The 14,129-nt window shown below is 71.0% G+C and carries 15 protein-coding genes; 6 read left to right on the plus strand and 9 right to left on the minus strand.

The window, feature by feature from the left end; genetic code table 11:
- Positions 1-43 precede the first annotated feature (43 nt).
- On the plus strand, positions 44-1,198 hold the full coding sequence (locus BN159_RS05425) for an ABC transporter ATP-binding protein (protein WP_015655909.1): 1,155 nt from the start codon (positions 44-46) through the stop codon (positions 1,196-1,198).
- 3 nt (positions 1,199-1,201) lie between these two features.
- On the opposite strand, the gene BN159_RS05430 is transcribed toward BN159_RS05425, so the two are convergent.
- The 4 genes from BN159_RS05430 to BN159_RS05445 form a co-directional block, all read right to left on the minus strand.
- Positions 1,202-2,131 carry a hypothetical protein gene (locus tag BN159_RS05430; RefSeq protein WP_015655910.1) on the minus strand — a complete coding sequence of 310 codons (930 nt, stop codon included), beginning with the start codon at positions 2,129-2,131 and terminating at the stop codon, positions 1,202-1,204.
- A gap of 79 nt (positions 2,132-2,210) precedes the next feature.
- A complete protein-coding gene (locus tag BN159_RS05435; RefSeq protein WP_015655911.1) occupies positions 2,211-3,146 on the minus strand; it encodes an ABC transporter substrate-binding protein in 936 nt (311 codons plus the stop codon).
- Positions 3,143-3,814, minus strand: coding sequence for an ABC transporter permease (locus BN159_RS05440; protein ID WP_015655912.1), 672 nt, complete (start codon positions 3,812-3,814; stop codon positions 3,143-3,145). The genes BN159_RS05435 and BN159_RS05440 overlap by 4 nt, the downstream gene beginning before the upstream one ends.
- Positions 3,811-4,491, minus strand: a complete 681-nt coding sequence (locus BN159_RS05445) for an ABC transporter permease (protein WP_015655913.1) — start codon at positions 4,489-4,491, stop codon at positions 3,811-3,813. The genes BN159_RS05440 and BN159_RS05445 overlap by 4 nt, the downstream gene beginning before the upstream one ends.
- Before the next feature lie 185 nt (positions 4,492-4,676).
- Here BN159_RS05445 and BN159_RS05450 point away from each other — a divergent pair, with 185 nt between their 5' ends.
- Both BN159_RS05450 and BN159_RS05455 read left to right on the plus strand, forming a co-directional pair.
- The gene (locus tag BN159_RS05450; protein WP_015655914.1) at positions 4,677-5,459 is read left to right on the plus strand and encodes an ABC transporter ATP-binding protein; all 783 of its coding nucleotides are present in this window, start codon (positions 4,677-4,679) and stop codon (positions 5,457-5,459) included.
- A 3-nt stretch (positions 5,460-5,462) separates the two neighbouring features.
- Positions 5,463-6,770 (plus strand): FtsX-like permease family protein, encoded by a 1,308-nt coding sequence (locus BN159_RS05455; protein ID WP_015655915.1) that lies wholly within the window; start codon positions 5,463-5,465, stop codon positions 6,768-6,770.
- 58 nt (positions 6,771-6,828) lie between these two features.
- Here the strand turns inward: BN159_RS05455 and BN159_RS05460 are convergent, their stop codons facing one another.
- Positions 6,829-7,395 carry a TetR/AcrR family transcriptional regulator gene (locus BN159_RS05460; protein WP_015655916.1) on the minus strand — a complete coding sequence of 189 codons (567 nt, stop codon included), beginning with the start codon at positions 7,393-7,395 and terminating at the stop codon, positions 6,829-6,831.
- A gap of 155 nt (positions 7,396-7,550) precedes the next feature.
- Here BN159_RS05460 and BN159_RS05465 point away from each other — a divergent pair, with 155 nt between their 5' ends.
- Positions 7,551-8,408, plus strand: a complete 858-nt coding sequence (locus BN159_RS05465) for an AAA family ATPase (RefSeq protein WP_015655917.1) — start codon at positions 7,551-7,553, stop codon at positions 8,406-8,408.
- Positions 8,405-9,763: a vWA domain-containing protein gene (locus BN159_RS05470; RefSeq protein ID WP_015655918.1), complete on the plus strand. Its 1,359-nt coding sequence runs from the start codon at positions 8,405-8,407 to the stop codon at positions 9,761-9,763. Before BN159_RS05465 ends, BN159_RS05470 begins: the two co-directional genes overlap by 4 nt.
- A 23-nt stretch (positions 9,764-9,786) precedes the next feature.
- On the opposite strand, the gene BN159_RS05475 is transcribed toward BN159_RS05470, so the two are convergent.
- Positions 9,787-10,488, minus strand: a complete 702-nt coding sequence (locus BN159_RS05475) for an SDR family oxidoreductase (protein ID WP_015655919.1) — start codon at positions 10,486-10,488, stop codon at positions 9,787-9,789.
- A gap of 215 nt (positions 10,489-10,703) precedes the next feature.
- Here BN159_RS05475 and BN159_RS05480 point away from each other — a divergent pair, with 215 nt between their 5' ends.
- Entirely contained in the window at positions 10,704-11,678 is a 975-nt protein-coding gene (locus BN159_RS05480) for an NAD(P)-dependent alcohol dehydrogenase (protein WP_015655920.1), read from the plus strand.
- A 36-nt stretch (positions 11,679-11,714) separates the two neighbouring features.
- Here BN159_RS05480 and BN159_RS05485 read toward each other — a convergent pair whose 3' ends face one another.
- The 3 genes from BN159_RS05485 to BN159_RS05495 all read right to left on the minus strand — a co-directional run bounded on the left by BN159_RS05485 (position 11,715) and on the right by BN159_RS05495 (position 13,895).
- Positions 11,715-12,074 (minus strand): cupin domain-containing protein, encoded by a 360-nt coding sequence (locus BN159_RS05485; protein ID WP_041820847.1) that lies wholly within the window; start codon positions 12,072-12,074, stop codon positions 11,715-11,717.
- A gap of 142 nt (positions 12,075-12,216) precedes the next feature.
- Positions 12,217-13,194: a threo-3-hydroxy-L-aspartate ammonia-lyase gene (locus tag BN159_RS05490; protein ID WP_015655922.1), complete on the minus strand. Its 978-nt coding sequence runs from the start codon at positions 13,192-13,194 to the stop codon at positions 12,217-12,219.
- Positions 13,191-13,895, minus strand: a complete 705-nt coding sequence (locus BN159_RS05495; protein ID WP_015655923.1) for a helix-turn-helix transcriptional regulator — start codon at positions 13,893-13,895, stop codon at positions 13,191-13,193. Before BN159_RS05495 ends, BN159_RS05490 begins: the two co-directional genes overlap by 4 nt.
- Between the last annotated feature and the right edge of the window lie 234 nt (positions 13,896-14,129).

The following is a 14,129-nucleotide window of genomic DNA, read 5'->3' on the forward strand; positions in this document are numbered from 1 at the left end:
CGCCCGGGAGGCCGGGCTCCAGCGGGGCCGTTAGCGTGCGGACATGATCCGGTTCGAGCAGGTCAGCAAGCGGTATCCGGACGGGACGACCGCGGTGGACGGGCTCAGTTTCGAGGTGGGCGAGGGTGAGCTGGTGACCCTCGTGGGGCCGTCCGGCTGCGGCAAGACGACGACCATGATGATGGTCAACCGGCTGATCGAGCCGACCTCGGGGCGGATCCTGGTGGACGGCGAGGATGTCATGTCGGTCGATCCGGTGCGGCTGCGCCGCCGCATCGGGTACGTCATCCAGCAGGTGGGGCTGTTCCCGCACCGCACGATCCTCGACAACACCGCGACCGTGCCAACGCTGGTCGGCTGGAAGCGCGCCAAGGCCCGCGCCCGGGCGGCCGAGCTGCTCGATCTGGTGGGGCTCGATCCGACGACGTACGGGCCGCGCTATCCGGACCAGCTCTCCGGCGGGCAGCGGCAGCGGGTCGGCGTGGCGCGGGCGCTGGCCGCCGATCCTCCGGTGCTGTTGATGGACGAGCCCTTCGGCGCGGTGGACCCGGTGGTGCGCGAGCAGCTTCAGGACGAGTTCCTGCGGATGCAGGCCGCCGTCCGCAAGACGGTGCTGCTGGTCACGCACGACATCGAGGAGGCGGTACGGCTGGGCGACCGGATCGCGGTGTACGGGCAGGGGCGGATCGAGCAGTACGACACTCCGGGGGCCGTGCTCGGGACGCCGGCGACGCCGTACGTGGCGGAATTCGTGGGCGCGGACCGGGGATTGAAGCGGCTCTCGGTGACCGAGATCGAGGCCGACGACCTGGAACAGCCGCCGATCGCACGGCTGGACGAACCGGCGCCCGTCGTGGCCGAGCGGCTGCGCGCCGAGGGCGGCCGGTGGGTCGTGGTCCTCGACGACGCGGGCGAACTGCACGGCTGGGCCGGTCTCGACGATCTCGCCGGGGGCGGTGCCGTCGGCGACCACGCGCACCGGATGAACGCGTGGGTGCCGGTGGGGGCGCCGCTGAAGCAGGCGTTCGGGGTGATGCTCCAGCACGACGCCGGGTGGGTCGCCGTGCTGGAGGGTGCGCGCTTCCTGGGTGTCCTGACCCCGGCGAAGCTGCACGAGGCGCTGCGCCGCTCGGTGGACGCGGATGCGCGGGGCGTGGCCCGGGATCAGGTGCGGTTCGACTCCGTGGCGGACGCCTGAGCGTCAGGCACCCTTCGGCTTACGCGTCGACTCGCGGCCCAGGATGCCGAACGCCCACCGCTCGTTGAAGCCCGCGACGAACCCGATGGCGCACCAGAAGCCCCAGAAGTCCGTGCCCTTGGCGGCCGATCCGGGGCTCCCCGCGGACGGGCAGATCTCGGCGACGGTGGCCGGAACCTCGAAGACGGGCACCAGACCGCCGCTGAGCAGGAAATACACCGCGAGCGCGAGTATCCAGCCGACGAACACCCGGTACACGCCCTCGTGGCGCATGCTGCGGGCCATCTGACCGGGAACGATCAGCCCGTCCCTGGAGCTGTTCTGACGCTTTGTCAACTGCTCGGCGTTGCCCCGCAGCCGGACCAGCACACTGAGCACCGCGCCGAACGCGCCGACGCCGCCGCACACGAAAGCGCCCAGTAAATGCCAGCGGTTGGTGCAGTTGAGCGTGACGCCGAGCGCCTGAAGTATGCCGACACCCCACAGCAGCGGCACCACGAGCAGCACCAGGCTGGCGGCGGAGCCCAGCGTCAGACCGACGTTGAGGCCCCGGCTGACGGCGGTCGCACTGTCCTGCGCGAGCCGTCCCCGCAGATCCGCTATCTCCTCGTCGAGGTACTCGATGAGATGCTCGTTCGGCTTGACGTCGTCCATCCGCGGGTCGCTCAGCGCGTTCCCGAGGACGCGCTGCACAGTGACCCGCGCCGCAACCCGTGTGTTGCGCTCGAACGCGCGCTGCGAGGCGCCGTACAAGAGCTGTAGCTGAAGCTGCTGTTCGGGATACAGATCGCTGAACTTCGCGTACGCCGGGCCGAGTCCGGCCGGCACCGTATCGGTCAGTCCCTCGGGATGCAGCTCGGTGTCCGCCCCCTCGACCGACTCACGCATTCCCTGCCACCACGTGCTGTGGAGGCGTCCCCCGTCGACCGTCATGAGGTACCTGTACCGCCTTTGGGCAACGGCCGGGAAGGCGGCGCGCCGCACCAGTACGGTGACGGTTGTCACGGGCGCGTCACTTCAGCAGGCCCTTGTCCTGGAGATAGCTCCGGGCCACGTCGCTCGCCAACCGCCGCCAGCTGTCGACCTGTTGGTTGAGCGAGGCGAGATCGGAGGTGGTGAGGACGTCGTTGAGGCGGCCGAGCGCCTTGCTCACCCGCTCGCTGCCCGCACGGGCGTGGTTGACGACCGGGACGATGTAGTCGGCGTTCTGGAGACTCTTGTCGTCGCCGAGCAGGACCAGGCCGAACTCGTCCAAGGTGGCGTCGGTCGTGGTGGTCAGCACGAGCTGGTCCTCGCCGCTCTGAACGGCCCGCTTCGCCTGGGTGGTGCCGACGCCCTTGGGGTCGACGCCGGTGATGTCGATGCCGTAGGTCTTCTTCAACCCGGGTTCGCAGTAAGGGCGTTGGACACATTCGTCGCCCGCCGCGAGCTGTACCTCAAGGCCGGAGGCGCCCAGGTCGCTGAGCGTCTTGAGGTCGTGTTCGCGCGCGTAGGCGGCGGTCACGGCGAACGCGTTCTGGTCGACCGCCCGCCCGGGGTCCAGGACGGCGAGGCCCCGGGGTGCGGCCAGTTGCCGCAGCGCCGTCATCGTCTCGTCGAGGTCCGGTGAGCCGACGGGGGCGGCGTCGGCGCCGTGGGTCTTGGCGTTGAGCCAGTCCGCGAACGTGGCCGCGTACTCGGGCACGAGGTCGATCTGCCCCGACTCCAGGGCGGGTTCGTACAGTTCGCGGTTGGCGACGGTGAGCATGTCGGTGTCGTAGCCGGCCTGGTTCAGCAGCAACGCGTACATCTGGGCGAGCAGATCGCTCTCGGTGAATCCGGCCGAGCCGATGGTCAGGCTGCGGCTGTCGCCGGGCGATGCGGTGACCGCGCTCTGGTTCTCCAGGGAGGGGCCGGTGGAGCAGCCGGTGAGCAGCAGCAGGACCGCCAAGGCGCGAAGCCCTCTCATGAGGCCGCCTTCGCCCACCGCGGCGACATCCGCTCGGCGACGGCGAAGATGCCCTCCACGACCAGCGCGAAGGCGGCGACCAGCACCGCACCCGCCACCACCTGCGGTGTACTGGCCAGATTGAATCCGGCGGTGATGATCCGCCCGAGCCCGCCCCCGCCCGCCAGGGCGGCGATGGTGGCCGTCGCGACGAGTTGCACGGCGGCGATCCGGACCCCGGTCAGGAGCAGAGGGAGCGCGAGAGGCAGCTCCACGCGGAACATCACCTGCCGCCCCGTCATCCCCATGCCGCGCGCCGCCTGCACAACACTCCGGTCGACCTCGCGCATGCCGACGTAGGCATTGGTGAGCAGCGGCGGTACGGCGAACAGCACCAGGGCGACGACGGTCGGGCCCTCGCCCCAGTCCCCCACCGGGGTCAGGAGCAGGAGGACCAGGACGGCGAAGGTGGGGACGGCGCGGCCGATGTTGGAGATGTTGACGGCGAGTGCGCCGCCCTTGCCGAGATGGCCGAGCACCACGGCGACGGGCAGGGCGATCAGACAGCTGACCAGCAGACAGACCACGGTGAGGACGAGATGCTCCAGCAGCCGCTGCCAGATGCCGTCGTCCCCGGTCCAGTGGGCGGAGTCGGTGAGCCAGTCCCAGGCGCCGGTCAGGGTGTTCATGCGCGCACCGCTCTCGTCCAGGGGGTGAGCAGCCGCTGGACGCCGAGGAGCAGGATGTCGGCGACGACCGCGATCACCACGCACAGCACGGACGCGGTGAGCACCTGTGCCTTGAAGTAGGTGTTCATGCCCGCGTAGATGAGGTTGCCGAGCCCGCCGAAACCGACGATCGCGCCGACCGTGGCCAAAGAGACCGCAGAGACCGTGGCAATGCGCAGTCCGGCCATCGCGGCGGGCAGGGCGAGCGGCAGTTCGACGGTGAGGAGGAGGCGGACAGGGCCGTATCCCATGCCGCGCGCGGCCTGCCGGGTCTCCTCGGGCACCGCGCGCAGCCCGGCCAGGATGTTGCGCACCAGGAGGGTGAGCGAGTACAGGACGAGCCCCGCGACGACCAGGCTCTCAGAGAGGCCGTAGACGGGCAGGAGCAGGGAGAACATCGCCAGCGACGGGATCGTGTAGAGGATCGTCGTGACGGCGAGGACGGGTCCGGCGGCCAGTGCCCAGCGGCGGGCCAGCACGGACAGCGGCAGGGCGAGGACGAGCCCGAGGAGGACGGAGACCACAGTCAGCTGAAGGTGCTGGAGCACCGCGTCCCAGAGGATCTCGCGGCGGGTGCTCAGATAGTCGCCGCAGACCCATTCGTTGCGCGCGAGGCAGTCGTCGGGAGGCGCGGTCACCGCTCCATTGCATCGGGTGCGCCCATGGCTCTGCGCGTTGTGGTGACCCGTCTGGGGTGGGCCCGAGGACGCGGGTGTGCCTGAGTACACCCCTCGATACGGGTTCTGCGCCCAATGTGCCGCGTTCGCCGTCTCCGTAGCTTCGTGGTGGGGCGCAGGGAGTGCCTGATCGGGGAGTGATGACGATGTTTCGCACAAGCTCGCGCACGCATGACACGGGACCCGCCGCGGAGGCGCTGCGGCTGGTCAAGGTCACCAAGACCTACGGGTCCGACGACAGCGCGGTGGCCGCGCTGCGCGAGGTGACGCTGGGCCTCGGGAGCGGCACCTTCACCGCGGTGATGGGTCCTTCGGGCTCCGGCAAGACGACGCTGCTGCACTGCGCGGCGGGTCTGGAGCGGCCGGACAGCGGGATCGTCCGGGTGGACGGCGCCGAGCTGACCGGCGGTGACGAGACGGCGCTGACGAAGTTCCGGCGCGGCCGGATCGGGTTCGTGTTCCAGCAGTACAACCTGCTGGAGACGCTGACCGTCGCGCAGAACACGGTGCTGCCGCTGAAACTCGCCGGGCGGCGGGTGGACCGGCGGCGGACCCGGGAGGTGCTGGCCTCGGTCGGTCTCGGCGACCGGCTCGGGCACCGGCCGCATCAGCTCTCCGGCGGCCAGCGGCAGCGCGTCGCGATCGCCCGGGCGTTGGTCGCCGAACCCCGGGTGATCTTCGCGGACGAGCCGACGGGGGCGCTGGACATGCGCAGCGCCCGAGGCGTGCTCACGCTGCTTCAGCAGACGGTGCGGGTGCACGGGCGGACCGTGGTGATGGTGACGCACGACCCGGTCGCCGCCTCCTACGCCGACTCCGTGCTGTTCCTGGCGGACGGCCGGCTCGCGGGCCGGATGGACGCGCCGACGCCGGACGCGGTGGCCGAGCGCCTCGCGCACCTCGGCGACTCCGTGGCGAAGGAGGTGTGAGCGATGTTCCTGCTGGCAATGCGGTCGATCCGGCAGCGGCCCGGACGGTTCCTGGCGACGCTGCTGGCCGCATTCCTGGGCGCGGCGATCATCATGACGTTCAACTCGCTGCACGACACGGCGTCTCAGGACGGCGTCGACTCCACGAGCGCGGAGACGCTGACCACGGCGGCGAGCGTCGTGGGCGGCTACGGCACGCTGCTGGTGTTCTTCGCCGTGGCCTCGACGCTGACGGTCAACGTCCGTCAGCGGACGGCCGAGTTGGAGCTGCTGCGCTGCTCGGGGGCGACCCCGGCGCAGCTCAGGCGGATGGTCGTGGGTGAGGCGGTGGCAGTGGCGCTGATCGGAGCGTCTCTGGCGATCGGCCCGGCGATGCTCGGCGGGCAGTGGCTGCTCGACATCTTCCAGGACAGCGGACAGGTGGCCGATTCCGTCGACCACTCCTTCGGCACGGTCGCGTTCATGACGGGCTTCGACATCACCCTCCTCGCGTCGGCGGGCGCCGCGTTCCTCGCGGTGCGGCGGGCGACGCGCTGGGCGCGACGGCACGGCAGGGCGCGGACGTTCCTCACGTACGGGGCGCTCGCGGTCGGCGCCCTCGCGGTGTGCTCCACGTTCGCCTTCTCGGCGACGGACGAGGCGCTGATGGCTCCGCCGGCCTATGGGGCGATCCTGCTGTCGGTCGGGTTCGCACTGATGGCGCCGCGGCTGCTCGCGGGGGTGCTGGACCGGCTGGAGCTGAATGGTGCGAGTGGCTGGCTGGCGGTGCGGAATCTGCGGCAGCGGGTCGGCGAGCTGGCCGGGACCCTGATGTCGCTGATCCTCTTCACGGCCGTCTCCACGGCCACGCTCACCATGCAGGCGGTGGAGAGCGAGGCCCTCGAGGCCTCGGGCGCGGTGAAGTCCGTCGACGCCAAGAACCTGGAGACGCTCAACTTCACGGTCGTCGGCATCATCGTGGTCTTCGTCTGCGTGATGCTGGTCAATTCGCTCTACGCGGCCACCACTTACCGCTCCCGGGAGTTCGGCCAACAGCGGCTGGCGGGGGCGACACCCGGTCAGGTGCTGGGTGTGGTGGGCGCCGAGGGGCTGATCCTGACGCTGACCGGGGTGGCGTTCGGCGTGGTGGCGGCGCTGGCGGGCATCGTCCCGTTCACCGTCGTCCGCACCGACCAGGTGCTGCCGGGCGAGGTCTACGGCATCGGCGCGGCGATGGCTCTCATCGGCGCGGCGGCGACGCTGGGCACGAGCCTGGTGACGGCGCGGCGGGTGCTGCGGACTCCGGCGGTGGGGGCGGTTGCGGTGGCGTGACGCACCTCGCCCGGGGGGCGGTCGCTTCGGCGGCCGCCCCCTTGTCGCGTTCGGGCGGCTACTTCATCCCGGCCGCGTCCATCAGCGCCGTGACCGTCGCGGTAGTCAGTCCGTCCAGCGTCTCGATCCCGGCTCCGGCGCGGGCGCTGGCCCCGTCGAAGACCAGCATCAGCTGGCGGGCGAGCAGCTCCGGGTCGCGGGCGCCACCCTCCTCGACGCGCGTACGGAAGGTCTCCTGAAGGCGTTCCTTGACCGAGCGGGCGACCACGCTCGCCGGATGCTCGGGGTCCTTCAGCTCGACCAGCGCCGCCAGGAACGGGCAGCCGTGATAGCCGGGCTCGGTGGTGGCGCGCTCCATCTGCGCGAAGAGGCCCAGGATCCACGCGCGGGGCGTGCCGGCGTCCTCGGCGGCGGGCCGCAGCTGGGCGTCGTACACCGGAATCCGGCGCTCCAGGCTTGCCGCGAGGACCTCGTCCTTGCTCGCGAAGAGCTGGTACATCGACCGCTTGGAGACCCCGGCGGACCGGCACAGCGCCTCGACGCCGATGGAGACCCCGTCGCGGTAGAAGAGCTCGGCGGCCGCGTCGAGGAGCCGGTCCTTGGTGGACGCCTTGTCTGTGGCCATAGGGCGAGATTACAGCGACACGAGAAGAATCGGAAACCGATCGGTATCCGATCACGTCTAGGTCTGTTACTGGTCACTTTCCACGTGACATGAGCGGTGAACAAGCGCTTAGATAGGTGACAGCACCTGCCCCGGAGGCTGACCTGGAGGCCCCGTTGTTCACATCCGTCGACGACGTCGCCGCGCGTCTTGCCGAGACCGGCTACCTCGCCTCACCCGCGGTCGCCACGACCGTCTTCCTCGCCGACCGGCTGGGCAAGCCGCTGCTGGTCGAGGGCCCCGCCGGGGTCGGCAAGACGGAGCTGGCCAAGGCCGTCGCCGAGGTCGCCGGGGCCCGGCTGATCCGCCTCCAGTGCTACGAGGGTGTCGACGAGTCCCGCGCGCTGTACGAGTGGAACCACGCCAAGCAGCTGCTGCGGATCAGCGCGGGACGCGACGAGACCTGGGACGAGACCCGCACGGACATCTTCAGCGAGGAGTTCCTGCTCCCTCGCCCGCTGCTCACGGCGATCCGCGGCGACGACCCGAAGGTGCTGCTGATCGACGAGACGGACAAGGCGGACGTCGAGGTCGAGGGCCTGCTGCTGGAGGTGCTCAGCGACTTCCAGGTCACGGTCCCCGAACTGGGCACCGTCACGGCGACCCGCCGCCCCTTCGTCGTCCTCACCTCCAACGCCAGCCGCGAACTGTCGGAAGCGTTGCGCCGCCGCTGCCTCTTCCTGCACATCGGCTTCCCCGACGAGGAGTTGGAGCGTCGGATCGTCCGGCTCAAGGTGCCCGGGCTCGACGAGGCGCTGGCCCGCTCGGTGGTCCGGGTGGTGGGTGCGCTGCGCGCCATGGACCTGCGCAAGCTCCCGTCGGTCGCCGAGACCATCGACTGGGCGCGCACCCTGCTGGCGCTCGGCGCCGACACCCTGGACGAGACCGTCGTACGGGACAGTCTCGGCGTACTCCTCAAGCACCAGGAGGACGTCCTCAAGGCCACCTCCAAGCTCGATCTGGACGCTCTGTGACCACCCTCGCCGGGGTCGCCGAGCGGCTGACGTCGCTGGTCGCGGCGCTGCGCACGCACGGCATCCGGATCGGCACCGGTGAGACCGTGGACGCGGCCGAGGCGGTGGCGGCGCTCGGACTGACGGACCGGGAGCTGCTGCGGGAGGGTCTGGCGGCGACCCTGTTGCACGGTCCGGCTCAACGGCCGGTGTTCGACACGGTCTTCGACCTGTACTTCCCGCGCGGTGTCGGCGCGCCGGAGGGAGAGGCTGCGGGACGGGACGAGCTGCGGGACCGGCTGGCGTCGGCGCTCGCCGCGAACGACCGGGCGTTGCTCGGCAGGTTGGCGGTGGAGGCGGTCGACGGCTTCGGCGGCTACGGCTCCTCCCCCGGATCGGACGGCTGGTCGTCGCACCAGGCACTCGACCGGATCCGGCCGCAGACGCTGCTGGCCGGGGTCCGCGACGACATCCGTGCCCGGGGCGGAAGTTCAGGGTTCACCGACCGGCTGCTCGAGGACGAGATCCGGCAGCGCATCGAGGCGTTCCGGGCCCTGGTGAGCGCGGAGGCGCGGCGCCGGGTGGCGGAGCGGCGCGGCCGGGACGAGATCGCCCGGCGGGCGGTGGCCCCGACCGCCGACCGGGTCGACTTCCTGTTCGCCGGCAAGGCCCAACTCGCCGAGCTGCGCAGGGCGGTTCAGCCCCTCGCCCGCAAGCTGGCCACCCGCCTCGCGGCCCGCCGACGCCGCGCCGCGCGGGGCTCGATCGATCTACGGCGGACCCTGCGCGGTTCGTTGTCGACGGGCGGGGTGCCGATGAAGCCGGTGCTGCGACGGCGGCGGCCGGTCCGGCCCGAACTGGTGCTGCTGTGCGACGTGTCGGGCTCGGTGTCCGGCTTCTCGGACTTCACGATGCTGCTGGTGCAGGCGCTGCACGACCAGTTCAGCAAGGTGCGGGTGTTCGCCTTCGTCAACCGCATCGACGAGGTCACCGGCCTCCTCGTGCACGGCAGGGCCGACCCGCAGGGCCTGGGCGCCCATATCCAGGCGGAGGCCACCCTCACGGGCTGGCACGGCAGCAGCGACTACGGCGTGGCGCTGGGCGAGTTCGCCGAGCGGTACGGCGCCGCGGTCGGCCCGCGCACCACGGTGTTCGTGCTCGGCGACGCGCGGACCAATATGAGCGACCCGAACCTCGCGGCCGTCCGGCAGATCACCGAACGGGCGCGCCGCGTGTACTGGTTGAACCCCGAGCAGGCGTCCAGCTGGGGCACGGGCGACTCGGCCGCGCCCGAATACGCCGAGCTGGTCGAGATGCACGAGTGCCGCAACGCCCGCCAGCTCAGCGACCTGGTGGCCCGGCTGCTGCCCGTGTGAACAGCCGTGCTCCGCTGGTGTGATCAGGCGGCGAGCTGCGGGTAGAGCGCGGCGACGTCCGCGGCGAGTCCGGCCTTGACCTGCCGGGTGAGGTCGTCGGCGAGCACCTCGTAGGCGCCCGCTTCGATGCCGTCCAGGGCCTGGGCGGCGACGCTTTCGGGCGTGGACTTGGGCTGGTCGACGTGGGCCGCCATGTCGGTGTCGACGTAGCCGACATGAAGGCCGGTGACCTCGATGCCGCGCGGCTTCAGGTCCAGGCGCAGGGAGTTGGTCTGCGACCACAGGGCCGCCTTGGAGGCACTGTAGGAACCGGCGATGCCGACCCAGGACAGCACGGAGTGGACGTTGAGAATGTGGCCTCCGCCGTTGCGCTGGATGACCGGGACGAAGGCGCGGGTCATCAGGAGCGGTCCGTAGAAGTTGGTCTCGAACTCGCGGCGCACGTCGTCGACCGGGGAGTCGAGGAAGTTCGCGTTCACGCTGGCGCCCGCGTTGTTGATCAGCAGGGTGACGTCCTGCGCCTGCTCGGCGGCGGCCGCGACGGACGCCGGGTCGCCGACCTCCAGGGCCAGCGGCACGGCGTCGGGGTGGGTGACGGTCCGCGGGTCGCGGGCGGTGGCGTACACCTTCTTCGCACCTCGCTCGTACAGGGCGGCGACCAGCGCCCGGCCGATGCCGCGGCTGCCGCCGGTGACCAGGGCGACGGAACCTTCGATGGTGGTCATGGGATTCTCCCGGCTCGCTTCGAATGATGAAAACCGATCGGTTTCCTCTGCTCGGGCACCACCGTAAACCGATCGGTTTCCACCGTGCAAGGCCAGGGTCGCCCCCGACAGAAGTTCAGGGTTCGTCCCTGATGCCCTGGCCTGGCCGGATGCCTAGTCTCGAAAGCGGCGAAGCTCGGAGCGGGCTCGTCGGAGCGCGCTCGAAGGGGGAGGCAATGAAGGCAGTGATGCAGGACCGCTACGGCTCGGCGGACACGCTGGCGTTCCGGGACGTCCAGCGGCCGGAGCCGGGTCCCGGTGAGGTGCTGGTGCGGGTACATGCGGCGTCGGTGAACGCCTACGACTGGCATTTCCTGCACGGCGACCCGAAGGTGGCGCGCCCGGTGATGGGGTGGCGCGGCCCCAAGGCGCGGATCAGGGGGCGGGACTTCGCGGGCGTGGTGGAGGCGGTGGGCGGTGACGTCTCCGATCTGAAGCCCGGGGACGAGGTGTTCGGCGAGGCCGACGGCGCCTTCGCGGAGTATGTGTGCGCGCCGGACGGCTCGGTGGGCCCGAAGCCCGCCAACCTGACCTTCGAGCAGGCCGCCGCGATACCCCTGGCGGGGAACACCGCGCTGATCGGCGTGCGGGACGTCGCCGGGGTGCAGCCGGGGCAGACCCTCCTGATCAACGGCGCCTCGGGCGGCGTCGGCACCTTCGCGGTACAGCTCGGCACGGCGTACGGCGCCGAGGTGACCGCCGTGTGCAGCGCGCGCAACGCCGACCTGGCCCGCTCGCTCGGCGCGGACCAGGTCATCGACTACGCCCGTGAGGACTTCACCCGTGCGGGCCGGCGCTACGACGTCGTGCTGGATCTCGTCGGCAACCACTCACTGACGGCGTTCCGGCGCGCGCTCACCCCGTCCGGCACCCTGGTGCTGTCCGGCGGCGGGGTGTACGAGGGCGGCAGCCTCCTGGGACCCATGGGGCTGTTCCTGAAACGGCGGCTCGCGGCGCCTTTCACGCACCAACGCATGCTCGAACTCCCGGCTCACCAGAGCAAGAAGAACCTCGCGACCCTGCGGGAACTCGCCGAGTCCGGGCGCATATCCCCGGTGGTCGAGCGGACGTATCCCCTGAGTGAGGCGGCCGAGGCCATCCGGTACCTGGAGGTGGAGCACGCACGAGCGAAGATCGTCATCACCGTGTGACAGGTCAGACCGCGTGACGGACCGGGGCGGCCGAAACTAGTCGGCCTTCGCGTACTCCCTCGCCGTCTGCCCCTGGAAGTCGTACGCGATGACCTGCTCGTCGCCCACGACCCAGGCATCGTGACCGGGCGAGCAGACGAAGACGTCTCCCGGGCCTACTTCGGTCTCGCCGCCGTCGGCCATGGTGATGTGCATGCGGCCTTGGACGACATAGCCGTTGTGGTGCATCTGACAGGTCTCGGTGCCCGCTATCGGGCCCACGCTCTCGGACCAGCGCCAGCCGGGCTCAAAGGTCGCCACGGCGAAATCCAGATCCGTCATGTGAACGGCTTCCAGGTGGCCGCGGGGGAAATCACGCCGCTCGTCCGGCTTGTCGAGCGTCTTTACTTCCAGCACCATGACGCGCTCCCTTCCGGTCGCGGCGCACCGCGACCGGGGCCGGTCGCCCGGCGGCCCTGCACACCGCCGTCGCTGGCCGAGCCCCTACTACTCCATCGTCCGCCCGGCCACCCGGTGCCGCCATTCGACGGACGACCGTTCAGGCCGCCGTCCCGCAAAGCTCGGCGAACCGCCCGGCATCGACATTGCCTCCGGAGACGATCACTCCGACACGGGCCGGGAGATGCTCGACTCTGCCGCTCAGCAGGGCCGCCAGTGGGGTGGCGCCGCTCGGTTCGACGACGATCTTCAGCCGCTCGAACGCGAACCGCATCGCCTGCCGGATCTCGTCCTCGCCGACCAGGGCGACGGCGTCGACGAGCCGTCGGTTGACGGAGAAGGTGAGTTCGCCGGGGATGTGCAGGGCCTGGCCGTCGGCGATGGTCTTCGGCACCGGGATCTCGATGCGCCGCCCCGCCTGCAGGGACCGCTTGGTGTCGTCCCCGGCCTCGGGCTCGACGCCGATCAGCCGCAGCCCGGGGTACAGCCCCTTGGCGGCGGTGCCGCATCCGGCGATGAGCCCACCGCCGCCGACCGGCGTCAGCAGCGCGTCCAACTCGCCGACCTCTTCGAGGAGTTCCAGCGCGGCCGTGCCCTGTCCCGCCATGACATGAGGGTGTTCGTAGGGCGGGATGAGGGCGAGTCCCCGCTCCGCAGCAAGAGCCTTGGCAATGGCCTCGCGGTCACCCGTGTAGCGGTCGTAGGTGACAATCTCGGCTCCGTAGCCCTCGGTCGCGCGCCGCTTGGACGGCGGGGCGTCCTCGGGCATGACGATCACGGCGGTGGTGCCGAGTTCACGGGCGGCGAGGGCGACGGCCTGGGCGTGGTTGCCGGACGAGTAGGCGGCGATGCCCCGGGCGAGCTGCTCCGGGGTCAGCCGGGAGGCGGCGTTGTAGGCGCCGCGGAACTTGAAGGCGCCGACGCGCTGGAAGTTCTCGCACTTGAGGAAGACCTCGGCGCCGACGAGTGCGTCGAGCGTGCGGGAGCGCAGCACCGGGGTGCGGTGGGCGACGCCCTTGAGGCGGGCGGCCGCGTCGCGGATGTCGTCGAGGGTGATGAGGGGTGGGGTGGTCGTCACGCTTCTCCTCCGTCGGAGTCGGAAGTCGGGCCGGTGGTGGCGCGCGCCTGGGAGAGGTAGTTGTAGGCGGAGGCGCGGGAGATGCCGAGCCGGGCGGCGACCTGTTCGACCGCGCGCCGCACGGCGAACACGCCCCGCCCGTCCAGACCGCGGAACAGCGCCAGGCGCTGGGCGCGGTCCAGTTCCGCCCAGCCGCGGTTCTGGCGGAGCTGGTGGGCGTCGAGGATGGCGTCGACGACGGAGTCGATGTCATTGCCGAAGGCGGTGACCGGCGCCTCGACGGGGGCCGGGCCGACACCGGCGAGGGCGCCGAGCAGGGCGTGGGCTTCGTTGACGGCGGTGACGTCCAGGTTGACGCAGAGGGCGCCGAAGACCTCTCCGCGGGAATCCCGCAGGACCATGGTGGACGCCTTGACCAGTTTGCCGGTCCGGGTCCGGGTGACGTAGTTCAGATCGTCGCCCGCCTCGGCACCACGCGCCACGATCCGCATGCCGATCTCGCTCATCGCCCCGCCGACGGCCCGCCCGGTCACCGATCCGGCGACCGCGACGACGGACCGCTCCGGCTGCCGGTAGTCGTGCAGAACCACCTCGCACAACGGCCCGAAGGTCGCCACGAGCCCGTCGACGACCGGCGCCAGCGCCGCGATGATCGCGTCCTGCTCGGATTCCAGGGCCGATTGCTCATGCTCGACATTCACACGTCTAGACTACACGTCCAGATCCTGTACAGATAGTCCAGCCATCCAGGCCCCCGCCCCAAGCCCGAAAATCGCTGCTGCCACCGCTGACGACGGTGCGCACGGACTTCGCCGAGATCGGCACCCGGTCGCCCGTGGAACTCGTGGTGCGCAGGAGCAGCGGCCCGGCGCGCGTAGTGCCTCAGGGGCGCGAGGAGTGAACCCGTGAACCCTGCATGCGCCCCCGAGGGCGCG

Origin of the sequence: Streptomyces davaonensis JCM 4913 (genome assembly GCF_000349325.1) — a bacterium.
GTDB classification, from domain to species: domain Bacteria; phylum Actinomycetota; class Actinomycetes; order Streptomycetales; family Streptomycetaceae; genus Streptomyces; species Streptomyces davaonensis.